This window comes from Halorubrum sp. CGM5_25_10-8B, assembly GCF_005435095.1.
GTDB classification, from domain to species: Archaea; Halobacteriota; Halobacteria; order Halobacteriales; family Haloferacaceae; genus Halorubrum; species Halorubrum ezzemoulense.
The window spans coordinates 1-20,763 of record NZ_SGTY01000016.1; the positions used below are offsets into that span (position 1 = coordinate 1).

Consider the following 20,763-nt stretch of genomic DNA (forward strand, 5'->3'; position numbering starts at 1 on the left):
GGGCGGTCGCGGTCGGGCGGGACTCGAAGGGGCAGCCGCGGGGCGGGACTCGAAGAGGCAGTCGTGGGGCGGGCAGAGGCGACGCAAGCGCCGCAGGGGCGAGTGAAGCGAGCGACGAGGAGCGTGGTTCGAGAGAGCGAACCTCTCTCGTCGTCACGAGACGCCTTCGGCGTCTCGAACGACAGCGAGCGTCTGCCCGCCCCGCGGCTGGGGCTCCGGCGGTGGTCACCCCAGATAGGCGCTAATAGACGAGGCCAACAGACGGCCGAGAAGTCGAGGTTTCGGGCGTTCACGCGGACGGACGAACCGCTACACCCGAGCCGAATTAAAAGAACGTCGCGAGCCCCAGCGCTTCGAGGAGCGGGACCCCGGCGGCGATCGAACCGATCAGATACCCACCGATCGCGCCGCCGTTCAACAGCGGGAGCCCCGCGTGCGCTCGCCCCCGAATCACCCACCGCATGAGGACGAGCAGCCCGCCGAGGGTCCCGACCATCGCGAGCAGCGCGGGGAGGTTGACGCCGAGGAGGGGGACGGCGAGGTTCGCGGCCGGCGAGAACGTCGCCGCGCTGGCGATCAGCACCGTCGGGATGACGGCGTCGCCGAGACCGATGAAGAAGGCGTCGCGGTCGCCCGGCTCGGGCGAGTCCGGAACCTCGCCTGCCGCGTCAGCGTCCGGGCTCGTGTCAGCCGCCGCGTCTACATCGCCTTCCGCTTCCGCGTCGGTTTCGCTGTCCGCATCGACCTCCTCGTCCGCGCCGACCCCCGCGGCCTCGTCGCTGGCCGCCTCTCCGTCGAGCAGGGAGTACGACACCGACAGCGGGATCACCAGCACGACCGGGATGTTCAGGTCCATCACGCCCTCCGCGAGCGACAGCATGTGTTCGGTGCCGTAGACGGAGACCGCGTCGTAGACGGCGAGGACGGCGAGGAGGATCAGCGCGGGCAACAGGCCGAAGGAGATACCGAACAGCCCGGCGGCGCCCGCGCCCATCAACACCCCCGCGGTGTCGATCACGTACCACTCGGGGTGGACGAGCAGGCCGACTGCGACCGCGACCGCGGGGACGGCCGCCGCGAGCGGCGGGACGAGCGCGGAGAACACGTACCACGAGAGCCACGCCGAGACGCCGACGATCAGCAGCCGGATCGCCCCGTCGAAGTCGTACCGGAACGCCGCCAGCATCACTCCGGTCATCGCGACGATGGCGACGACGTACAGCACGCTGTTCGCGGGGTTGTCGGGGTTCTCGACCGCCTGATAACCGCTCGCGGCGAACTCCGGGACCAGCGCCAGCGCGCCCACCTGAACGACCAGGAACAGCCCGACCACGAAGGCGACGCCGCGGTACTCGCGGGGGAACATTCGACCGTCGCTTCGTCGGCCGAGGGTTTCGTCCTTGCGCTTCGGGCCGCGGGCGCCGACGGTACCGACCGCTATCGAGGAATCGGCGGCGCACAGAAACGGGTTCGGGCTCGGTGTGGGAGCGGGTGGACCCGAACCCAAGCCGACGGACGACGGACGGTGGAAGCGAGTGGCCGGCCGGCCCGTCCGAAACGGGATGGGGCCGGCCGGATTCGTCCGCGGCATTTACCTACTCAGCCGAGCGACGTAAGAACGTATCGCCCGAGTTATCAGCACGGATATTTTCATTGGCGGACCGGACGATGAGCCGTGGCGGAGGCTCACGGCTTGGAGATGACGGAAGGAGATGAGTCGAGGAGCGGTGGGCGAAAGGGGAGGAGTCGAGGAGCGATGGGCGAAAGGCGAGGCGGCGGCGAGAGGCGGCGGGCGGCGGCCGGACAGCGGACCCCCGGGCTGTCGTCGGCGTCGCCGCCCGAGCGGTCGGGACGGGCGCGCGGATCGATTAACGCCGAATTCCAACGAGAAAAGCGTCGGTCTTCGGCAAAATAGGGTACGTGCCTCACGCGTATAAATGTGTGAGATCCGGATCCGGTCGAGGGGGCGTTCGTCGCGGGAGACGACGCGCCGCGAGCCGGCTCAGCGACGGTCGCGGAGCGCGGGGAACTCCTCGCGGACCGTCGCGACCCGCTCGGGGTCCACGGCGGCGGTGACGACGCCCGGTTCGTCGCCGACCGACGCGAGCGCGGTCCCCCACGGGTCGTACACCGCGCTCCGCCCGCAGAGTTCGTCGTCGCCGAACCGACCGCTCCCGTTGACCGCGGCGACGTACGTCAGGTTCTCGATGGCCCGCGCCCGTCCGAGCGTCCGCCAGTGCTCGATCCGCGGATACGGCCACGCGCTCGGGACCAGCACGCACTCGACGCCCCGATCGGCCATCGCGCGGAACTGCTCCGGGAATCGGAGGTCGTAGCAGGTCGTCACCCCGACCGTGACGCCCGCGAGGTCGACCACCGGCGTCCGCTCGCCGGGCACCATCCGGTCCGTCTCCTCGGAGCCGTAGCCGAACAGGTGCCGCTTCCGGTAGACGAGCCGGCGCTCGCCGTCGGCGTCGAAAAGCACCGCGGCGTTCGCGAGCCCGGACTCAGCCGGGACCGCCAACCCGTCCGCGGCCGACGCCGACAGGTCCTCGACGACCGTGCCGGCGAGCACGGCCACGTCGTTCGCGTCGGCCGCGGCCGCGAACCGGGCGAGGCGGTCGCCGGCGAGGCTCTCCGCGGCGCGGCCGTACGAGTCGAACGCGAAGTACCCGACGTCGAACAGCTCAGGGAGGACGACGAGGTCCGCGCCCTCGGCGGCGGCCCCCCGGACGCGGTCGAGCGCCCGCGCGACGTTCGCCTCGACGTCGCCGCCCTCGACCGCCAGCTGGACGCCGGCGAGCCTCATGCCGGCGAGGCGAGCGAGGCCCGGAGCGCGTCCTCCAAGTTGTCCAGTTCGGCGTCGAAGTTGCGCTTGAAGAAGGACTCGACGCCCGGGAGGCTCCCGTCGACGACGAACTCGTTGGCGAGCCGACAGCCGCCGTCGTCGGTCTCGGTGATCTCGTGTTCTCCGGTCACGCGGAACGCCCGCGACTTCCCGACGAACTTCACTCGGTTCGGCGGGTCGCGCGCGACCTCCTCCGTCTCGACGTCGATCGTCGAGCGGATCATCGGTATCGGGAGCGCGACGTGCCAGGTCGCGGTTCGGTCGTCGTGAACTTCGAAGGAGTCGACCACGCTGATGGCGCCCGCGCGCTGCTCCGCGTCCGAGATGAACGCCCACACGTCGGCTGGCGGCGCGTCGAACTCGAACGTCCGGGAGACTCGAACGGTCATACGTCTCCGTTTAGGGCTACGGGTGTTAAAATTGCGCGTCGACGGAGTCGACCGCGAAGGACGGGGCGGGGCTCCGGGGGATCGCCGGCGCGAGCCTCACCCGTCGGGCGTCACGCGCCAGGTCGTCGACTTGGCGCGACCCCACTTCTCGATATCGACGTCGTCCGACTTCTCGGCGAGGCGGGGGAGCCGCGAACCGACCTGTTTCGCGGTGAGTCCGATCGCGTCGGCGATCGTCTTCGAGCGAACGTACCGCTCACCACGGGTGACGCTGTCCGTGAGGTACGCGAGGATCCGCTGTTCCTCCTCGGTGTACTCGCTCATTGTCCCGTCTACGCGTCTGACGCTATTAACGGTTTCTCGTTCTGGAACCGGACGGCCGGTCGACGGCGGGGAGCGCCCGGTCAGCTGAACAACTGAACCGCGCCGACGGCGAGCGTCGCGAAGACGAACGCGCCCGCGAACCCCCACGCTTTCCCGAGCTGCCCCGGGTACGCTAGCATCACCACGGCGCTGACGGCCGCGACGGCGCCGAGCGCGAGCGCGACGCCGACCTCTTTGTCCGATTCGATGGAAGCCTCGCTCATACGAACCGCTTCGCGGGGGGCCACTTAGTTCATACGAACCGCGTGACGCCGACGGCTGGTAGTCACCGGAGGCAGCCGTGACGCGGGCGCCACGCCCGCCTCAGATGATCTCGACGTGTTCGGACGCCTCGTTGAGGGCGAGATTCGCGGCGATCTCGGCGTTCCGCATGGCGTACTCGGCGGTGTGCTGGAGACTGACGAGCACCTCGCGGGTCATGAGCAGCGTCTCGTTGTCCAGGTCGTTCGGCAGCTCGTCGAGGATCTCCTGTTCGCGGTCCTCCAGCCGCGAGAACAGGTCGCGGCACTCGACGGTGAGGTCGTAGTCGCGCTCGACGACGGCGCGGACCGCGAGCGCGGTCAGCTCGTCCACCTGATCGGTGAACTCGCGGATCTGCCGCATCGTCGCGCTGTCGACGTCGAGGGTGTGCCCGTCGGCCTCCATCACGATCTCGGCGATGTCCTCCGCGTTGTCGGCGGTGAGTTCGAGGTTCTTCGCGACGGAGCGGTAGCCGATGAGCGGGAACCCCTCTTCCAAGCCCACGGCGCGCGCGAGGTTCGGGTTCTGGTAGGCGGTGAAGATGAGCCGCAACAGGAGGACGAAGATCTTGTTCGCCTGCCGCTCGCGGTTGAGCGCGCGCTGCGCGAGGTCGGGGTTGCCGTGCGCGAGCGCCTTCACGCCCTCGCCGCGCATGGTGGAGCCGGTGTTCTCCAGCCGTTCGAGGAGGTTGTCGAGGGTGAAGTCCTCGGGGTCGACGGAGCAGCGGATCGAGATGTCCTCGGGCGTCTCCTCGATGACGCCGAGCCCCATCAGCTGGGTCTCCGCCTTGTAGACGGCGTTGATGTGTTCGCTGTCGAGCGCGCCTTCGCTGCGGACGTGGATCACGCGCCGCCCCAGCACGTACTGCGCGACGATCGCGCGTTCAAGCGAGCGCGCGTCGAGCGCGTCGGCGTTGATCACCGCCTCGGACTCCTCGGAGCTCACAGACTCGGGAAGCACCGTGAGGGTCCCCTTCCCACCCATTCGGAGCGACACCTCGTCGCCTTTGTTCACGCCGTGTTCCTGCGCCCACTCGGCCGGAAGGGTCATCGCCAGCGTCGACGGCCCCAACCGTTGGACCTTCCGCGTTTCCATACGCCACCGTATCGCGGGATAGACCTTAACCTTGTTCCCATGTTCATTATACGCAGCATCGAATATACAAGGTGATCGAGCCGGGCCGAAGGCCGACGGATGTCGACCGCGTCCGTCGACCGCGCAACAGCGCGTTCGATCCGCGCGTTTATGTCGGTCAGGAAGGGAGAGATGGTATGACCGAGCGGGTACTCGTCGTCGACGACTCCTCCTTCCAGCGGACCGTCGTCCGCGACGCGCTGGAAGACCGGTTCGAGGTCGTCGACGAGGCGGAAAACGGCGCTGAGGCGGTCGAGCTGTTCGAGGCGTACGAGCCGGACGCGGTGTCCATGGACGTCGTGATGCCGGAGATGACCGGGATCGAGGCGACCGCGGCGATCAAAGACCGGTGGCCCGACGCGGTGATCGTGATGTGTACGAGCGTCGACCAACAGGAGAAGATGATGGAGGCGGTGAAGGCGGGCGCCGACGGCTACGTGACGAAGCCGGTCGACGCTGCGGAACTGGTCGGCGAGTTCGAGAGCCACCTCGGGTAAACGCCCTTTCGGAGTCGAGTCTCGACGAGGAGAGGTGTGCTCCCGCGGGGACGGTCAGGCGGGGTCGAACGAGCGGAGGATCGCTGCGAGCGCGCTCGCGAGTTCCTCGAACCGGTCTATCTCCATCGAGTCGGTGGTCGCCCAGACGCCGTGGTCGTTCGCGATCACGCGCGTGAGGTAGCCGTTCTCGAACACGCGAACCGTGAACCGGTAGTCGCCGAGTTGGGTGTCCGCGTACATCGACTGCGCGTGGAACCCCTGTCGCTCGTTCTCGGCGAAGCCGACGAGATCGGCGGTCTGGCTCAGGTCGCTGCGGAGGTACAGCTGGTCGATGTCGTCGTGCGTGAAGTAAGTGAGGCTCCGCAGTTCGTCGCCCGTCGCCGTGCGAGCGGCGCTGAGCAGTTCGTCGACGCGTACGTCCGAGGGCTGAGACATACACACATGATCAGTGTTCACATACATGAGTGTGGGTGGTCGCGGCACCCACGGACGCGGCGCCGGCGAAGGCGACGACGCCCGGAGGGGACCGTCGCGGCGGCGAGGAGGGACAGAGTTTAGCGACTCCCCCGTGATCGCTCGTCTGATGACCGATCACGACGGCGTCTGCGTCCTGTTGCCGACGATGAACGAGGCCGAGACGGTCGCACGCGTCGTCGCGGACTTCCGGGACGCCGGATTCGAGAACGTCTTGGTTATCGACGGCGGCTCGACGGACGACACGCAGTCGATCGCCCGCGATTCCGGCGCGCGCGTCGTCGAACAGTCCGGCCGCGGGAAGGGGCAGGCGGTCAGGGAGGCGGTCCGCGACCACGTCGAGGCCCCGTACGTGCTGATGGCGGACGCCGACGCCACGTACGACGCGGACGACGCGGCGGCGATGCTCGACCCGCTCTTCGACGGCGAGGCCGAACACGTCGTCGGGGATCGCTTCGCGGACATGCGCCCGGGTGCGATGACGCGCCTGAACCGGGTCGGCAACCGCCTGATCAACCTCGCGTTCCGGGCGATCCACCGCGAGGACTACGGCGATATCCTCTCGGGGTACCGCGCGTTCACCCGCGAGTCGTTCCTGCGGCTCCACCTCACCGCGGACGGGTTCGGTATCGAGACCGAGATGGCCGTCGAGTGCGTGAAGAACCGCGTCCCGGTCGCCGTGGTCCCGATCACGTACCGAGAGCGGCCCGGCGGCTCCGCGACGAACCTCCACCCTGTCCGGGACGGCGGGGTGATCTTCCTAGAGCTGTACCGGAAGGCGAAGACGAACAACCCGCTGTTCTACTTCGGGAGCGTCGGCGTGGCGTCGACCGCGGCGGGAATCGCGATGGCGTCGTTCGTGCTGTACCGGTACCTCGCGTTCGGGATCAGTCACGAGGTGGTCGCCGTCGGCGCGGTCGGCGCGACGATCCTCGGGATCCAGCTGCTCGTGTTCGGCTTCCTCGCCGACATGATCCACACCCTCCACCGCGAGCAGATCGCACGCTACGAGCAGGCCGTCGGCGGCGGAGCGACAGGGGGCTCTGCGGCGGCCGGCGACGGCGGGGATGCCTCCAGACCGGACGAAACTCCCGAAGCGAGAGAACCGGAGCGGTGACCCGGCGAGAGCCTGACGCGGTCGGCGAGCGAGACCGACGCGACGGTTAAGCTGGGGAGGGCGAGGACGACCGACGAACACCGAACCGGAGAGCGGCGGACGACGATCCGCCTCGCGAGGGCAGACGACCGAAGCCGACTCGCACGCCGCGATGACGGGAGAGACGCTGTCTACGTTTCGCTTCGGAGAGGGACAGAAAACCATATTTCCGGTAAAATGTGCGTTCCAATCATGAATACATCCCTAAGACCGGCGATCACTAACACGGATGTAAGATGATCGTCCCTAACAACTATCCATAAGTCTGAAGTTTTTTATACACACAATCTTACTACTTGGTATGCCACGGCGAAACATTGAGAATCGTGATGATTCCCGGCATATCGGCCGGCGGCAATGGCTCTCCGCGCTCGGCCTCGCCGGCGCCGTAACGCTCGCCGGCTGTTCCGGAAACGGCGGTGACGGGTCGGACGGCTCTGACGGCGGTGGCGGCGGGGGCGGCGAAGTCGAGGTTCCCGATTTCCCCCGGTTCGGGGTCGGTGACCTCTACGGATCGGAGGTCGCTCGCAACCTGGCACGGGAGGCGTTCGAGGAGTCGGAATACGACTACGGCTTCGACGGGGACGTCATGGTCAACCCCGAAGGAGACCAGGTCGAGATCGACATCTATCACAGCGCCGCCTCCGAGACCAACCAGCTCCTCGCGGAGTTCATCGCACAGGAACTCGAGAACAACCTCGGTATCAGCGTCACTCCCGAAGCGATCGACGGGACTCGGTTCAGTAACGAGTACTACTCGGGCGACCCCAAAGGCGGGACGGATACGGTTAACGGCGAAGAGGTGGAGTGGTCGAACCCCGGACCGCGGAACCCGGGGCCGCGCTCCGTCACGAGCAACGAGGCGTGGGATATGTCGGTCAACTTCGGGCTGAACACGTACCCGCTCAACCCCCTCACGAACCAGACGTTCTTCGACGGGGCGAACGCGAACTTCAACCCGGTCGGCTACTACCCGCAGTTCGACGTCGAGTCCCTGTTCGAGCAGGCGAGGCAGGCGACGAGTCGGGACGAGATCCGGCAGGCGTTCGTTGACATCTTCGCGAACCTCGCGCGCGAACAGCCCTACATCATGCTCACTCTGGGCGACGATATCATCGGGTACAACCCCGACCTCACCGGTCCGATCGAGAACTTCTCGAACGGCTGGGACCTCCCGGCGTGGCACATCGACGACCCCAGCGTGTCGGGCTCGTACGACACGGTCACGGGAGCCAGTTTCAACACGCTGAACCCGCTGTACAACAACGAGTCCGGGGCCGGAACGGCCATCGAGCGCGCGATCGATCCCGGCTACACGTTCGACGAGAACCAGGAGTACTTCCCGCTTTTGTACGACATGTCCACGGAGGACGGCGAGGTGTGGACGTTCGAACTCCGTGATAACCTCCAGTTCAGCGAGCCGTACGGGCAGGTCACCGCCGAGGACTTCGTCTATCAGATCCAGGAGGTCCAACAGGCCGATTGGGCGAACACCGCCGACTCGGACAGCTGGGAGGGCGTCGAAGTCGAGCAGACCGGGGAACTCGAGTTCGAGGCGACGCTGGAAACGTCGAACGTGCTGTGGCCCCAGACGTACGACCCGTACCTCTACCCGATTCCGCGTGCCCTCCTCGAACCGTACGTCGAGGAGGAGGACGTGGAGGGGCTCCAGCAGGACGAGGAGCTCCTCGAACTCCAGTTCTCGGGGAACCTCGGGCCGTTCGAGCTCGAAGAGTGGAACCGCGGCTCGGGTACCGAGTACGTCCGGAACGACGAGTACTACCTCCGGGACATCGACGAGGGGCCGGACCTGTTCTCCGAAGGGCCGCTCTTCGAGGAGGCGTCGATCAGCGTCGTTCAAGAGCAGGCGTCGCGTCTCGGTGCGCTCGAGACGGGCGAGGCGGACGCGGCGGCGATTCCGCCGGAGCAGTACGAGTCGTACAGCGAAGACGATAACGTGACCGTCCGGCAGGTCCCCACGCCGTACAACACGATCATCTCCGTGAACCAGCGCGCGAACGGGTGGAACACCGGTCCGGGCAACATGTTCCAGCTCGTTCCGTTCCGCCAGGCGATGGCGGCGGCGATCGGCAAAGAGGAGCTGATCCAAGGGGTCTACCGCGGACTCGCCTCCTCCCACTTCACCTGGCAGCCCCGCTGGTCCGAGTTCTACCCGTCGACGGACGAGTAAGAGCGAGCCACCCCGTTCTCACCCTACCGACTTACACATCACATGGGATTTGGAAGGTACGTCACCGCTCGGGTTCTCTGGGCAGCAGTCGTATCGCTCATTATCGTCACGATCACGTTCCTGCTGCTCTCGGCCGCGCCGAACCCGGCCGTCCAGCGGGCAGCGACGCAGGCGGCGCTTCAAGGCGGCGATCCGGCGGAGGCGGCCGAGCGGGTACGCGAGCTGCGCGGGCTCGACCAGCCGCTTCACGTCCGGTATTTCGACTTCATCCGGAGCGTGTACACGCTCGACTGGGGCTGGTCCGTGAGCCGGAGCCAGCCCGTGATGGAGGCGGTCACGCAGGCGCTGTACTACACCGCGCAGTACTCGATTCCGTGGACCATCCTCACGATCACCTTGGGGCCGCTCGTCGGCGTCTACTCCGCCGCGAACATGTACAGTTGGAAGGACCACGCGGCGACCGGGTTCGCCTTCTTCGGCTACGCCATCCCGAACTTCTTCTTCGGGATCATCCTCCTGTTGATCTTCGGCGTGTGGCTGGAGGTGATACCGGTGATCTACAACACGAGCGCACCGGTGTTCAGCGTGGAGAACGCGATCCAGCTGTCGGTCCCGGTGTTCGTGTTGGTCACCGGGTCGATCGGCGCCGTCATGCGCGTCTCCCGGAACGAGTCCGCGGAGTTCCAGAACGCCGACTTCATGAAGACGGCAAAGGCGAAGGGGGTCTCCCCGCTTCGTGCGTACGCGTATCACGTCATGCGACCGACCCTCGTCCCGCTCTCGACGACGCTCGTGGGACAGCTCCTCGCGCTGTTCCTCGGGTCGTCACTCCTCGTCGAGGTCGTGTTCGGTATCCCCGGACTGGGACGGTTGACTTACGAAGCGCTGCTCGCGCAGGACACGAACCTCGTGTTGGGGACGACGCTGTTCTTCACCTTCGTCGCCGTCATCGGGAACCTCCTCGAGGACATCGTGTTCACCGTGCTCGACCCGCGGATCAGCTACGATGACAGGTAATATAACCGAAAACAATGGCAACTGAAGACTCCGAACGGTTCGATCAAGTCGACTGGAACGACCTCTCGCGGTCGGGGCGGTTCGATCTGTCGACCAACTCGATCGGGATGCTGCTGACGACCCTGCCGCTCGCGCTGCTCGGCGTGTACGACTGGCGGTTCACCGGCCAGCGCACCCCGACCTTCGAGTTCATCGGCCTCGAACGGAACTTGGAGAGCCTCGACTTCTTCTTCATCTTCACGCTGTTCCTGGCGTTCTGGTACCTCGTCTTGCCGCTGTACCAGAACCCGCGGATGACGCGGTACTACTGGAAGGAGTTCAAGCGCAACCGCCCCGCGGTCGTGAGCCTCGGCTGGCTCGGCATCGTGTTCGTCGGCGGGCTCGTCGGCCCGCTCGTCATGAACGCGCCGCAACAGGACCTGTTCATCGCCTACCAGCCGCCGGTGTTCACCTCCGTCGTCGACACGACGCCGGCGACGTGCGTCGGCGAGGTGATGAACGGACGGTGCTACGGCACCTGGCAACACCCGCTCGGGACCACGCAGGGCGGGAAGGACGTGTTCACGATGATCGTCTACGGGATGACGATCAGCATGCAGATCGCCTTCATCACGACGACCATCGTCGCCACGATCGGGATCTCGTTCGGGACGCTCAGCGCGTACGCCGGCGGGTGGGTCGACGAGATCATGATGCGGTTCGTCGACATCATCCTCTCGTTCCCGACGTTCCTGATGTTCCTGCTCATCCTGTACATCTACGGGGCCGGGCTGGGGATGTTCATCGTGGTGTTCTCGCTGTTCGCCTGGGGCGGGACCGCCCGCTACATCCGGAGCAAGTCGCTGTCGATCTCCGAGGAGGAGTTCATCAAGGCGAGCCGGATCAGCGGCGCGAGCACGTATCAGGTGATCCGCGGACACGTCGTGCCGAACGCGGCGAGCAGCATCATCACCCAGCTCACGCTGCTCATTCCCGGCTTCCTGCTCGCGGAGGCCCAGCTCGCGTTCCTCGGGATCGGCGACTCAACGGTGCCCTCGTGGGGGCAGCTCATCTCCGCCGGGCGGAGCGACCTCTCGTTCGCCCCGTGGATCGTGTTAGCGCCGGGTATCGTGCTGTTCCTGACTATCCTCGCGTTCAACTTCCTCGGTGACGCGCTGTTGGACGCGCTGAACCCCGAAGCGGAGGCGGAGAACGAATAATGGCCGACGATCAGCCACTACTCGAGGTCGAAAACCTCACGACGACGTTCAGCACCGACAACGGAACGCTCACCGCGGTCGACGGGATCGACTTCAGCGTCGACACCGGCGAGACGGTGTGTATCGTCGGCGAGTCGGGGTCCGGAAAGACGGTCGCGACGGAGTCGATCACGCGGATTATCAACACCCCGCCGGGAGAGATCGAGGGGACCGTCCGGTACGACGGGCGCGACCTGCTGTCGCTCCCCGAATCGGAGCTTCAGAACATCCGGGGCAACGAGATCGCACACATCTTCCAGAACCCGCAGGAGGCGATGAACCACTGCTACACGGTCGGGTGGCAGATCACCGAGGCGCTCCAGATCCACCAGGACGTCTCCGACGACGAGGCCCGCGCGAAGGCGGTCGACCTCATGGACCGCGTCGGGATCGCGAACGCGAGCTCGCGGTTCGACGACTACCCGCACGAGTTCTCCGGCGGACAGAAGCAGCGCGTGATGATCGCGATGGCGCTCGTCGGGGACCCCGACCTGCTCATCGCCGACGAGCCCACGACCGCGCTCGACGTGACCGTCCAAGCGCAGATCCTGCGGCTCCTCGACGACCTCCAAGAGGAGTTCGAGATGGGAATCCTGTTCGTCACGCACGACCTCGGCGTCGTCGCGGAGATCGCCGACCGGATCGTCGTGATGTACGCCGGGAAGGTGATGGAGCGGGGCGGCGTCCTCGACATCTTCGATCACCCCGGGCATCCGTACACACAGCAACTGCTGGAGTGTTTGCCGGAGTTCGGGGGATCCGGCGGCGGCATTCCGGGGACGCTCCCGGACCCGCACGACCCGCCGGACGGCTGCCGGTTCGCTCCACGGTGCGAGTACGCCGAGGAAGCGTGTCGCACCGGCGACCAGCCGGACGAGGTCGAGGTGGCGCCGGGCCAGGAGGTCTCCTGCGTCCACTACGGGCCGGGCGGCAACCCGTCGGTAGTCAGGAGCGACGGGCTCGGACCGGGCGACGGAGCGGCCGACGGCGACAGCGAGGTGGGTCCCGCCGATGACTGAGCCGCTGCTCTCGGTCCGCGACCTGAAGAAACACTACCCGATCCGGAAGGGGCTGTTCAACCGGAAGGTCGGCGCCGCCCGCGCCGTCGACGGGATCAGCTTCGACATCGAAGAGGGCGAAACGCTCGGACTCGTCGGCGAGTCAGGGTGCGGGAAGTCGACCGCGGCGAGTTCGGTGATCCACTTGGAGGAGCCGACCTCGGGCGAGGTCATCTTCAACGGGAACGGACGCGGGGGCGCGACGCGCGACCCCGACGGAACCCACCCCAACGACGTGACGCAGTTCGACGACGACGAGATGATGGCGTTCCGGCGGGGCGCCCAGATGATCTTCCAAGACCCGTCGTCGAGCTTCGACCCGCGGGTGTCCGTGGGGAACGCCGTCGGCGAGCTGCTCAAGGTCCACGGGATGAGCGACCGCCACCGGCGTCGCGCCATCGTCGAGGACCTGCTCGAACGCGTCGGGCTCTCGGCGAGCGACTTCGACCGGTACCCGCACGAGTTCTCCGGCGGGCAGAAACAGCGGATCGCGCTCGCCCGGGCGCTCGTGTTGAACCCGGACCTCATCATCGCCGACGAGCCGGTGAGCGCGCTCGACGTCTCCATCCAGGCGGAGATACTCTCGCTGATCAACGACCTCCAAGACGAGTTCGGGCTGTCGCTTCTGTTCATCAGCCACGACATGTCCGTCATCCGCCAGATCTGTGACCGCGTGGCCGTGATGTACCTCGGCGAGATAGTCGAGATCGGGCCGGTGGAGGAGATCTTCACCGACCCGCAACACCCATACACCGAGGCGCTGCTGTCCTCGATCCCGACGCCGGACCCGCGCGCGAGCGTCGGCGGCATCGAGCTGAAGGGCACCGTGCCGAGTCCGACGAACCCGCCGAGCGGGTGTCGGTTCCACACCCGGTGTCACAAGGTGATCCAACCGGACGGCGTCGACGTCGATCAGGCCGACTGGCGCGGGCTGTTGAATTTCCGCGACAAGGTCAGCGCGGGCGAGGTCGACGTCGAACAGGTCCGCGAGAACATCGCCGCCGGCGGCTCCGACCCGACCGACGCGGAGGTCCAGGCGGAGATCCGCCGGGAGTTCGACATCGGGGAGACCGTCGACGACCCCGACCTCGAACGGACCCTCTCGGAGGCGCTGGATCTCCTGATCGACGGGAACGACGAGCGGGCGGGAGAGGTCTTGCGAAACGCGATCACGACGCCGTGCGCCGAGACCGAGCCGGAACGGACGGTCCACACGCCGGACCACGAGTCCGCCTGTCTCCGACACGAGGGTCAGGCGGCCGCGGAGCCGAACCCCGCGGACGACTGATCCCGGCCGCGACCGAGCCGGGACCGCTCACTCGGTCGTCGACGCGAGCGACGCCGGGTCGATCCGCCGCGGCTCCGGAACTGGTTTTCCCGCCGGAGCGACCGCCACGTCGCCGCGAGACTCGTCGCCAGACGCGTCTCCGCCGCCCGTCGCCGCGAGCACCGCCGTCCCGCCGGCGGAGAGCGGGGCGACGAGGCCGGCGGCGAGCGCCGAGGGGTCGGAGAAGGGTGCTCTGAGGACGACTCGCGTCTCGTCTCCGATCCCGGCGGCCTCGACCGCGGCCGCGGCGCGCGAACAGAGGTCGCGGTGGCTGACCGACAGGTCCGCCCCGCGGACGACGGCGTCGTCGGGGGCGATGTCGCTCGGCGGCATCCCGGGGTTCTCGCTCCACAGCTCCTGTTCCCAGTGCGTGGTGTCGGGACGCTCGGGCGAGCCGCCGAAGGCGGCGAGGTTCGTTCCTGGCGCCGGATCGAGCGCGGCCGCGGTCGCGACCGGTGCGAGGACGACGCGGTCGCCGGCGTCGATCCCCGCCGCCGGGTCGAACCGGACCGGCGCCCCGACGGCGGCCGCGCCGAGGAACGCGAGCGTCGTGTGGAATCCCGGAATCGGCTCGACGGCCACGGTCGCGCCCGTCCGGACGCCGAGGTACCGGAGCACGTTCGCCGCCTTGTAGCCGTTCGTGATCAGGTCGTGGGAGGTCCGTTCCCGGCCGTCCGGCGTCACGAGCGCCACGTCGCGACTGCGTCGGTCGCGCGCGAGGAGTTCGCCGACGAGTTCCATACTCGGTTCTCGGAACGCGCGCGTCTTAACGCTGCGGCGTCCCGGAGGCGACCCCGCGGCCCGACCGGACTGCGTCGGGGCGGCGTCAGGGCGCGCCGGCGATCACCATCTTCGAGCCGTCGGCCGAGAAGGCGAGGTCGCGGGTGGACTCCGGGTCGACCCGGACCGCGTCGCCGGGCGCGAGGGCGACGGCGTCCCCGTCGACGGTGAGCGTCGCCTCGCCGTGGAGCAGCAGGTACACCTCCTCATGGTCGGCGTCGCCGTGGTCGTGTTCCATCCCCTCCCAGCCGTCGTCGGCCTCGACGACGGTCACGCCGAGCCGCTCGCAGTCGAGCGCCTCTCGGAGGAAGAACATCCCGGGCGCGCGCGGTTCCACGTCGTTGTAGGCCGTCGTGTCGTAGCCCATGCGCTGACCGTCGCCGCGAGGGACGGAAAAGCTACGGGCCGCGAGGGACGGAAAAGCTACGTGCCGCGAGGGAAGAGGCGCGGCGCCGCGAACGGCACTCAGAAGGAGCTTTTTAGCTTCTCGAAGAAGCCGCCGCCGACGTCGATGTCCTCGCCGCCGGCCTCCGCGAACGCCTCCAGCGCCTCGCGCTGCTCGTCGTTGAGCGACTCGGGCACGACGACGGCGACCTGGACGTAGAGGTCGCCGCGACCGCGACGACGGAGGCGGGGCATCCCTTTGCCCTGAAGCCGGAAGGTCTCGCCGCTCTGGGTCCCCGCGGGGACATCCATCTCGACCGTTCCGTCGACCGTCTCCACCTCGACGGTGTCGCCGAAGACGGCCTGCGGGAAGGATATCGCCTCGTTGACGCGGAGGTCGTCGCCGTCGCGCTCGAACCGGTCGCCGACGTCGACATCGACCTCGATGAGCAGGTCGCCTCTCGGGCCACCGTTCTCTCCGGGCGCGCCCTCGCGCTCCATCCGGAGGCTCTGCCCGGAGCGAATCCCGGCCGGGATCTCGACCGACAGCGTCGCCTCCTCGCGGACGACGCCGTCGCCGCCGCAGTCGGCGCAGTCCTCGCTGTACAGCTCGCCCTCGCCCTCGCAGCGGGGACACGTCGACGTCTGCTGGACGCGCCCGAGCGGCGTCTGCTGGACCTGCTGGACCTGCCCGCGGCCGTTACACTGCGGGCAGGTCTCCACGTCGGCGTCCGGGGGATGCCCCGCGCCGCCGCAGGTGTCGCACTCGGTCGGTCGCGTGAGCGTGACCTCCTTGGTCGCCCCGTTGAACGCCTCTTCGAGGTCGATCGTCAGTCCGGTCTTGAGGTCGCGCCCCTGCCGCGGGCGGTTGCCGCCGCCACCGCCGCCGCGGCCGCGACCGCCGCCACCGAAGAACTGGTTGAAGATGTCCTCGAACCCGCCGGCGCCGCCAGCGCCGCCGGCCCCGCCGAAGGGACCGCCGGCGCCGCCCGGACCGGCACCGCCGCCGGTCGCGCCGCGCTTGTCGGCCTGGGTGAACCGATCGTGGCCCATCTGGTCGTACTGCTGGCGCTTCTGCTCGTCGGTGAGCACCTCCTTAGCCTTCTGGATCTTCTTGAACCGCTCCTCGGCGTTCTCGTCGTCGCTGACGTCGGGGTGGTGTTCGGCGGCCTGCTTGCGGTACGCCTTCTTGATCTCCTCCTCGCTGGCGTCCCGCGACACGCCGAGGACGTCGTAGAAATCTTCGGTCATGCGTTGCGTTTGTTAATTGGTGTTGATCGACGGGTCGATTTAAGCGGCGGGGTCGAGGCGTCGAGCGTCGGGTGAGAGGGCGTTACTCCTCGTCGTCGTCTACGTCCTCGAAGTCGGCGTCGACGTACTCCTCGTCGTCCGCGTCGCCGCCGGGACCGGCACCGCCGGGGCCCGCCGCACCGCCCGGACCGCCCGGACCGCCAGCGCCGCCCATCCCGCCGGGACCGGCGCCGCCCGCGCCGCCCGGACCGGCCTGCGCGGCCTGTCCCTCGTACATCTGCTTGCCGATCTCCTGGAGCTCCTCGGTGAGCGCCTCGGTCACGGACTCGATCTCGTCGGTCTCGGCGTCCTCGTCTTCGAGCACGTCCTCGACGTCCTCGATGGCCGCCTCGATGTCGGCGACGAGCTCGTCGTCGTCGAGCTCCTCCTCGTTCTCTTCGAGTAGGGTCTCGGCGCGCTGGATCGTCGTCTCGGCCTCGTTGCGGGCCTCGATCCGCTCGCGGCGAGCCTCGTCCTCCTCGGCGTGCTTCTCGGCCTCCTCTTGCATCTCCTCGATCTCCTCGTCGGAGAGGCCGACGCCGCCCTCGATGGTGATCGACTCGGCGTTACCGGAGCCCTGATCCTCTGCTTCCACGTTGACGATCCCGTTCTCGTCGATGTTGAACGAGACCTCGATCTGCGGGGTTCCGGCCGGCGCCGGCGGGATGCCGGAGAGCTGGAACGCGCCGAGCAGCTCGTTCTCCTCGGCGATCTCGCGTTCGCCCTGGAAGACGCGGACGTTGACGGAGGTCTGGTTGTCCGCGGCCGTGGTGAACACCTTCGACTCCTCGGTCGGGATCGTGGTGTTCTTCTCGATGAGCCGCTCGAAGAGGCCGCCCTTCACCTCGATACCGAGCGAGAGCGGAGTCACGTCGAGGAGGACGATGTCGTCGACGTCGCCGGAGAGCACGCCGCCCTGGACCGCCGCACCGAGCGCGACCGCCTCGTCGGGGTTGACGTTCTTCTTCGGCTCCTGGCCGACGAGCTCTTCGACCTTCTCCTGGACCTGCGGCATCCGTGTCGAGCCGCCGACGAGGATGACCTCGTCGATGTCCGACTTCGAGTAGTCGGCGTCGGCGAGCGCCTGCTCGGTCGGCTCGACGGTACGGTTGATGAGGTCAGCGGTGAGGCTCTCGAACGTCGCACGGGTGACGGACTGTTCGAGGTGGACCGGCCCGCTGTCGGTCGCGGTGATGAACGGGAGGTTGACCGTGGTCTCCTTCTTGTTCGACAGCTCGATCTTCGCCTCCTCGGCGGCGTCCTTCAGGCGCTGGAGCGCCTGCCGGTCGTCGCGGAGGTCGATCCCGTGGTTGTTCTGGAACTCGTCGGCGAGGTGGTCGATGAGCGCCTCGTCCCAGTCGTCGCCACCGAGGTCGTTGTCCCCGTTCGTGGCGACGACCTCGTAGACGCCGCCGCCGAGGTCGAGGACCGACACGTCGAACGTGCCGCCGCCGAGGTCGTACACGAGGACGGTCTGGTCGGACTCGTCGTCGAGCCCGTACGCCATGGAGGCGGCCGTCGGCTCGTTGACGATGCGCTCGACGTCGAAGCCGGCGATCTCGCCGGCGTCCTTCGTCGCCTGCCGCTGCTTGTCGTTGAAGTACGCGGGGACGGTGATGACCGCCTTCTCGACGTCGTCGCCGAGGTACTCCTCGGCGTCGCGTTTGATCTTCTGGAGGATCATCGCCGAGACCTGCTCCGGCGTGTACTCCTCGTCGCCGATCTCGACGGTGTAGTCGCCGTCGCCCATGTGCCGCTTGATCGACTGGATCGTGCGGTCGGGGTTCTGGACGGCCTGGTTCTTCGCCGGCTTGCCGACGAGGCGCTCGTCGTCGTCGGCGAATGCGACGACCGAGGGCGTCGTCCGGTCGCCCTCGGCGTTGGCGATGATCTCGGGCTCGTCGCCCTCCATCACCGCGAACGCGGAGTTGGTGGTACCGAGGTCGATACCGAGAATTTTGTTGCTCGCCATCTTGGTCACAGATAGCGGCTTGTTTCGGTTAAAGGTTACTAGACGCCGCGATCTCCCCGGGAGAAGAAAGCCGCCGCCGTCGTGCGTTTTCTCGATCGTGTGAGTCGCTCACATCGATGTTTTTATACCGATCCGCAAACGCAGCGCCGGTCTCGGGCTCGCGGACGCGAACCGGCCCGGACTCGCCGGCTCAGATCCCGCTCACGAGGTCTTCGAGGACCGCCTCGGGGTCGTCGGCCTTCGCGACGCCGGAGGCCAGCAGGACGCCGGCGGCCCCGAGGTCGCCGGCGGTCGACACGTCCTCGCCGTTGGAGACACCGGCGCCGCAGAACACGTCAACCGCGGGGTCGACGGCCTCGGCGGCCGCGACCGCGTCCTCGACGATACCCGGGTCCGCGGTGGCGACGGAGACGTCGCCGCCGATGAGCTCCGGGGGCTCGACCGCGACGGCGTCAGGGCCGAGCGCGGCGGCGGCGCCGACCTGCGCGGGGTTGTTCGCGCAGACGATCGTCTCCAGGTCAGCGCGCTCGGCCGCGCGGACCGAACCGTCGATGTCGGCGAGCTTCAGTCGCTTCTCCGAGTGGTTGATCAGGGTCCCCTCGGCGCCGTTGTCGGCGGTGGCCTCGGCGAGCGTCGAACCCGTGTGCGAACCGTGCTCGTTCGGCGAGACGTGCTGCGCCCACGTCTCAACGCCCGTCTCGGCGACGCGGGCGAGGTCGGCCGCCTGCGGCGAGACGGCGATCCGCGCGCCGGACGCCTCGGCGACGTCGCGGGCCGCGGTCGCTACCTCGATCGGATCGCACGGGTACGCCTTGAGGTTCACCAGGATGAACATACCTCTACTCGGGGAGCGCGGCGCAAATAGGTTCGTGCTTCGCGACGCTCGCTCGGGGTCCCGTCGTTTCGACCCCTCACAACCCCGGGAACCGGGCGACCCGGGGGGCGGAGAGCAGAAACGACCTTATACCCCGATGCTGTGGGTCCGACAAGAGATGTCCCTCATCGAGCTCATCGCCGGCGTGGAAGCCCACGAGGCCACGCTGACCGTGTTCAACGCAGAACCGGCGGTTACGGAGGAGCTCCGGGAGTATTTCGCCGACCGCAACGTCCGGATCGTCGACGATCAGACCGCCTCCGGACCGGAGGCGTTCGCCGTGCTGGCGCGGGACGGCGAGTTCGTCACGGGCGTCACCGTGGACGAGCTGCTGCCGGGGCGGGGCGGAGACGAGGGGGAGACACCCGCGGAGCGAGGTGAGACGCCCGGCAACGTCGGGAAGCCGGTGTTGGATCACCTCGACGAGACGATGTTTACCTCCTACTCCCGCGAGGACATGGTCGCCGCGTCGCGGGAGATCGAGGACCGCGCCTGGCGGGTCGGCGACGGAGAGCTCCACGCGGGGTTCCAGACCCTCGACGTCCTCACCGGGGAGGCGGACACCTACGACCTGCTCGGCGAGAAGGACCGGCTCGACGTCCACGCGTACGCCGCCGCCGAGGGCGACGCACCCGACGTCGGCACCTACACGGTCCACGTCGGCGAGACCGCCGAGATCCGCGAGACGTGGTTCGTCGCGTACGACGGGGGCGGCTACGAGGACGCCAAGTGCGCGCTGCTCGCCGAGGAGCGCGCGCCCGGCGAGTTCTACGGGTTCTGGAGCTACGACCCCGAGACGGTCGACTACATCATCGACTACCTGACCGAGCGGTACGGCGGATCGGAGCAGACGGACGGCGGCGGCGCGACCGTCTGAGGGCCGGGAATAACGAGTACGGCGGGGCCGGAGCGTCGTCGCGGCTCAGTCCTTCCGCTTGACGACGTCGCCGAGCGTCATCGTGCCGGCGTCGTCCGTCTCCCAGTCGGCGTCGTCGGTCGACTGCCCCTCGACCAGCGAGATGTCGAGCGCGCGCTCGAGCTTGCGCTGGACCTCGTCGGTCGGGAGCGTGTCGGCGCGTTCGAGCTTGCGGATGAGGCTCGCCTTCTCGTTGAGCTGGTCGGCCAGCTCCTCCTGGCTCAGCCCGCGCGACTCCCGCGCATCGCGGATCAGCTCGTCGTAGTCGGTGGCGATCTCGTCCATGTCGTCGAACATGTCGCGGGGGCGAGTCGAGCTCCCCGACGAGCCGCCGGAGCCGGACGATCCGGACGACGAAGACGACTTCCCGGTGCTGGAGCTGGTGGAGTACTTGCCGCCGCCGGAGCTCGTCGACTCGTCGCGGACCTCGGTGCCGAAGTCCGTACACGAGCTACAGAGCTCCAGCTCGGCGCCTTCGACCTTCGTCGTCGTCAGCGAGGCCTCCTCGGCGCCGCACATCTCACACTGGGGCATACGCGACGCTAGCGCTCCCGATGGTATAAAGGGTGTGCCGCGGCGCCGGGCGCGGGTCAC

The 20,763-nt window shown here is 68.0% G+C and carries 21 protein-coding genes; 8 read left to right on the forward strand and 13 right to left on the reverse strand.

The window, feature by feature from the left end:
• Positions 1-325 precede the first annotated feature (325 nt).
• From EXE51_RS13855 to EXE51_RS13880, 6 genes are all read right to left on the reverse strand, one after another.
• On the reverse strand, positions 326-1,366 hold the full coding sequence (locus EXE51_RS13855; RefSeq protein WP_049931254.1) for a presenilin family intramembrane aspartyl protease PSH: 1,041 nt from the start codon (positions 1,364-1,366) through the stop codon (positions 326-328).
• A gap of 636 nt (positions 1,367-2,002) precedes the next feature.
• Positions 2,003-2,809 carry a carbon-nitrogen family hydrolase gene (locus tag EXE51_RS13860; protein ID WP_049931255.1) on the reverse strand — a complete coding sequence of 269 codons (807 nt, stop codon included), beginning with the start codon at positions 2,807-2,809 and terminating at the stop codon, positions 2,003-2,005.
• Complete coding sequence (locus EXE51_RS13865) at positions 2,806-3,237, reverse strand: CoxG family protein (protein ID WP_049931256.1); 432 nt, start codon at positions 3,235-3,237, stop codon at positions 2,806-2,808. The genes EXE51_RS13860 and EXE51_RS13865 overlap by 4 nt, the downstream gene beginning before the upstream one ends.
• Positions 3,238-3,333: 96 nt before the next feature.
• Positions 3,334-3,561, reverse strand: a complete 228-nt coding sequence (locus EXE51_RS13870) for a hypothetical protein (RefSeq protein WP_004598402.1) — start codon at positions 3,559-3,561, stop codon at positions 3,334-3,336.
• A gap of 80 nt (positions 3,562-3,641) precedes the next feature.
• Positions 3,642-3,824: a hypothetical protein gene (locus EXE51_RS13875; protein ID WP_049931257.1), complete on the reverse strand. Its 183-nt coding sequence runs from the start codon at positions 3,822-3,824 to the stop codon at positions 3,642-3,644.
• A gap of 100 nt (positions 3,825-3,924) precedes the next feature.
• Positions 3,925-4,956: a phosphate uptake regulator PhoU gene (locus EXE51_RS13880; protein WP_049931258.1), complete on the reverse strand. Its 1,032-nt coding sequence runs from the start codon at positions 4,954-4,956 to the stop codon at positions 3,925-3,927.
• A gap of 176 nt (positions 4,957-5,132) precedes the next feature.
• Between EXE51_RS13880 and EXE51_RS13885 the strand changes: the two genes are divergently transcribed.
• Entirely contained in the window at positions 5,133-5,492 is a 360-nt protein-coding gene (locus tag EXE51_RS13885) for a response regulator (protein WP_086215864.1), read from the forward strand.
• Between the two features lie 54 nt (positions 5,493-5,546).
• On the opposite strand, the gene EXE51_RS13890 is transcribed toward EXE51_RS13885, so the two are convergent.
• Complete coding sequence (locus tag EXE51_RS13890) at positions 5,547-5,927, reverse strand: hypothetical protein (RefSeq protein WP_094495367.1); 381 nt, start codon at positions 5,925-5,927, stop codon at positions 5,547-5,549.
• Between the two features lie 148 nt (positions 5,928-6,075).
• Between EXE51_RS13890 and aglJ the strand changes: the two genes are divergently transcribed.
• From aglJ to EXE51_RS13920, 6 genes are all read left to right on the forward strand, one after another.
• Positions 6,076-7,083, forward strand: coding sequence for an S-layer glycoprotein N-glycosyltransferase AglJ (aglJ, locus tag EXE51_RS13895; RefSeq protein ID WP_086219706.1), 1,008 nt, complete (start codon positions 6,076-6,078; stop codon positions 7,081-7,083).
• A gap of 340 nt (positions 7,084-7,423) precedes the next feature.
• On the forward strand, positions 7,424-9,313 hold the full coding sequence (locus tag EXE51_RS13900; protein ID WP_137692858.1) for an ABC transporter substrate-binding protein: 1,890 nt from the start codon (positions 7,424-7,426) through the stop codon (positions 9,311-9,313).
• A 42-nt stretch (positions 9,314-9,355) separates the two neighbouring features.
• Positions 9,356-10,330 carry an ABC transporter permease gene (locus tag EXE51_RS13905; protein ID WP_049931266.1) on the forward strand — a complete coding sequence of 325 codons (975 nt, stop codon included), beginning with the start codon at positions 9,356-9,358 and terminating at the stop codon, positions 10,328-10,330.
• 14 nt (positions 10,331-10,344) lie between these two features.
• Positions 10,345-11,529, forward strand: coding sequence for an ABC transporter permease (locus EXE51_RS13910; RefSeq protein ID WP_049931267.1), 1,185 nt, complete (start codon positions 10,345-10,347; stop codon positions 11,527-11,529).
• Positions 11,529-12,587, forward strand: a complete 1,059-nt coding sequence (locus EXE51_RS13915; RefSeq protein WP_049931268.1) for an ABC transporter ATP-binding protein — start codon at positions 11,529-11,531, stop codon at positions 12,585-12,587. The genes EXE51_RS13910 and EXE51_RS13915 overlap by 1 nt, the downstream gene beginning before the upstream one ends.
• Positions 12,580-13,914, forward strand: coding sequence for an ABC transporter ATP-binding protein (locus EXE51_RS13920; RefSeq protein ID WP_094495365.1), 1,335 nt, complete (start codon positions 12,580-12,582; stop codon positions 13,912-13,914). Before EXE51_RS13915 ends, EXE51_RS13920 begins: the two co-directional genes overlap by 8 nt.
• Positions 13,915-13,941: 27 nt before the next feature.
• Here the strand turns inward: EXE51_RS13920 and EXE51_RS13925 are convergent, their stop codons facing one another.
• From EXE51_RS13925 to tpiA, 5 genes are all read right to left on the reverse strand, one after another.
• Positions 13,942-14,694 (reverse strand): hypothetical protein, encoded by a 753-nt coding sequence (locus tag EXE51_RS13925; protein WP_049931270.1) that lies wholly within the window; start codon positions 14,692-14,694, stop codon positions 13,942-13,944.
• A gap of 85 nt (positions 14,695-14,779) precedes the next feature.
• On the reverse strand, positions 14,780-15,100 hold the full coding sequence (locus EXE51_RS13930; RefSeq protein WP_137692859.1) for a cupin domain-containing protein: 321 nt from the start codon (positions 15,098-15,100) through the stop codon (positions 14,780-14,782).
• 98 nt (positions 15,101-15,198) lie between these two features.
• Positions 15,199-16,368, reverse strand: coding sequence for a molecular chaperone DnaJ (gene dnaJ / locus EXE51_RS13935; protein ID WP_049931272.1), 1,170 nt, complete (start codon positions 16,366-16,368; stop codon positions 15,199-15,201).
• Positions 16,369-16,450: 82 nt separating this feature from the next.
• Positions 16,451-18,379 (reverse strand): molecular chaperone DnaK, encoded by a 1,929-nt coding sequence (dnaK, locus tag EXE51_RS13940; RefSeq protein ID WP_176454986.1) that lies wholly within the window; start codon positions 18,377-18,379, stop codon positions 16,451-16,453.
• Positions 18,380-18,569: 190 nt separating this feature from the next.
• Positions 18,570-19,214, reverse strand: a complete 645-nt coding sequence (gene tpiA / locus EXE51_RS13945; protein ID WP_137692860.1) for a triose-phosphate isomerase — start codon at positions 19,212-19,214, stop codon at positions 18,570-18,572.
• 157 nt (positions 19,215-19,371) lie between these two features.
• On the opposite strand from tpiA, the gene EXE51_RS13950 reads away from it, so the two are divergent.
• Positions 19,372-20,130 (forward strand): DICT sensory domain-containing protein, encoded by a 759-nt coding sequence (locus EXE51_RS13950; RefSeq protein WP_086215858.1) that lies wholly within the window; start codon positions 19,372-19,374, stop codon positions 20,128-20,130.
• A 45-nt stretch (positions 20,131-20,175) separates the two neighbouring features.
• On the opposite strand, the gene EXE51_RS13955 is transcribed toward EXE51_RS13950, so the two are convergent.
• Entirely contained in the window at positions 20,176-20,703 is a 528-nt protein-coding gene (locus EXE51_RS13955) for a multiprotein bridging factor aMBF1 (protein ID WP_049931276.1), read from the reverse strand.
• Positions 20,704-20,763 lie beyond the last annotated feature (60 nt).

What these genes read in the sequence shown, in the direction of transcription:
- EXE51_RS13855 (WP_049931254.1), bottom strand. Translation starts at nt 1,366, where the DNA reads ATGTTCCCCCGCGAGTACCGCGGCGTCGCCTTCGTGGTCGGGCTGTTC.
- EXE51_RS13860 (WP_049931255.1), bottom strand. Translation starts at nt 2,809, where the DNA reads ATGAGGCTCGCCGGCGTCCAGCTGGCGGTCGAGGGCGGCGACGTCGAG.
- EXE51_RS13865 (WP_049931256.1), bottom strand. Translation starts at nt 3,237, where the DNA reads ATGACCGTTCGAGTCTCCCGGACGTTCGAGTTCGACGCGCCGCCAGCC.
- EXE51_RS13870 (WP_004598402.1), bottom strand. Translation starts at nt 3,561, where the DNA reads ATGAGCGAGTACACCGAGGAGGAACAGCGGATCCTCGCGTACCTCACG.
- EXE51_RS13875 (WP_049931257.1), bottom strand. Translation starts at nt 3,824, where the DNA reads ATGAGCGAGGCTTCCATCGAATCGGACAAAGAGGTCGGCGTCGCGCTC.
- EXE51_RS13880 (WP_049931258.1), bottom strand. Translation starts at nt 4,956, where the DNA reads ATGGAAACGCGGAAGGTCCAACGGTTGGGGCCGTCGACGCTGGCGATG.
- EXE51_RS13885 (WP_086215864.1), top strand. Translation starts at nt 5,133, where the DNA reads ATGACCGAGCGGGTACTCGTCGTCGACGACTCCTCCTTCCAGCGGACC.
- EXE51_RS13890 (WP_094495367.1), bottom strand. Translation starts at nt 5,927, where the DNA reads ATGTCTCAGCCCTCGGACGTACGCGTCGACGAACTGCTCAGCGCCGCT.
- aglJ (WP_086219706.1), top strand. Translation starts at nt 6,076, where the DNA reads ATGACCGATCACGACGGCGTCTGCGTCCTGTTGCCGACGATGAACGAG.
- EXE51_RS13900 (WP_137692858.1), top strand. Translation starts at nt 7,424, where the DNA reads ATGCCACGGCGAAACATTGAGAATCGTGATGATTCCCGGCATATCGGC.
- EXE51_RS13905 (WP_049931266.1), top strand. Translation starts at nt 9,356, where the DNA reads ATGGGATTTGGAAGGTACGTCACCGCTCGGGTTCTCTGGGCAGCAGTC.
- EXE51_RS13910 (WP_049931267.1), top strand. Translation starts at nt 10,345, where the DNA reads ATGGCAACTGAAGACTCCGAACGGTTCGATCAAGTCGACTGGAACGAC.
- EXE51_RS13915 (WP_049931268.1), top strand. Translation starts at nt 11,529, where the DNA reads ATGGCCGACGATCAGCCACTACTCGAGGTCGAAAACCTCACGACGACG.
- EXE51_RS13920 (WP_094495365.1), top strand. Translation starts at nt 12,580, where the DNA reads ATGACTGAGCCGCTGCTCTCGGTCCGCGACCTGAAGAAACACTACCCG.
- EXE51_RS13925 (WP_049931270.1), bottom strand. Translation starts at nt 14,694, where the DNA reads ATGGAACTCGTCGGCGAACTCCTCGCGCGCGACCGACGCAGTCGCGAC.
- EXE51_RS13930 (WP_137692859.1), bottom strand. Translation starts at nt 15,100, where the DNA reads ATGGGCTACGACACGACGGCCTACAACGACGTGGAACCGCGCGCGCCC.
- dnaJ (WP_049931272.1), bottom strand. Translation starts at nt 16,368, where the DNA reads ATGACCGAAGATTTCTACGACGTCCTCGGCGTGTCGCGGGACGCCAGC.
- dnaK (WP_176454986.1), bottom strand. Translation starts at nt 18,379, where the DNA reads ATGGCGAGCAACAAAATTCTCGGTATCGACCTCGGTACCACCAACTCC.
- tpiA (WP_137692860.1), bottom strand. Translation starts at nt 19,214, where the DNA reads ATGTTCATCCTGGTGAACCTCAAGGCGTACCCGTGCGATCCGATCGAG.
- EXE51_RS13950 (WP_086215858.1), top strand. Translation starts at nt 19,372, where the DNA reads ATGTCCCTCATCGAGCTCATCGCCGGCGTGGAAGCCCACGAGGCCACG.
- EXE51_RS13955 (WP_049931276.1), bottom strand. Translation starts at nt 20,703, where the DNA reads ATGCCCCAGTGTGAGATGTGCGGCGCCGAGGAGGCCTCGCTGACGACG.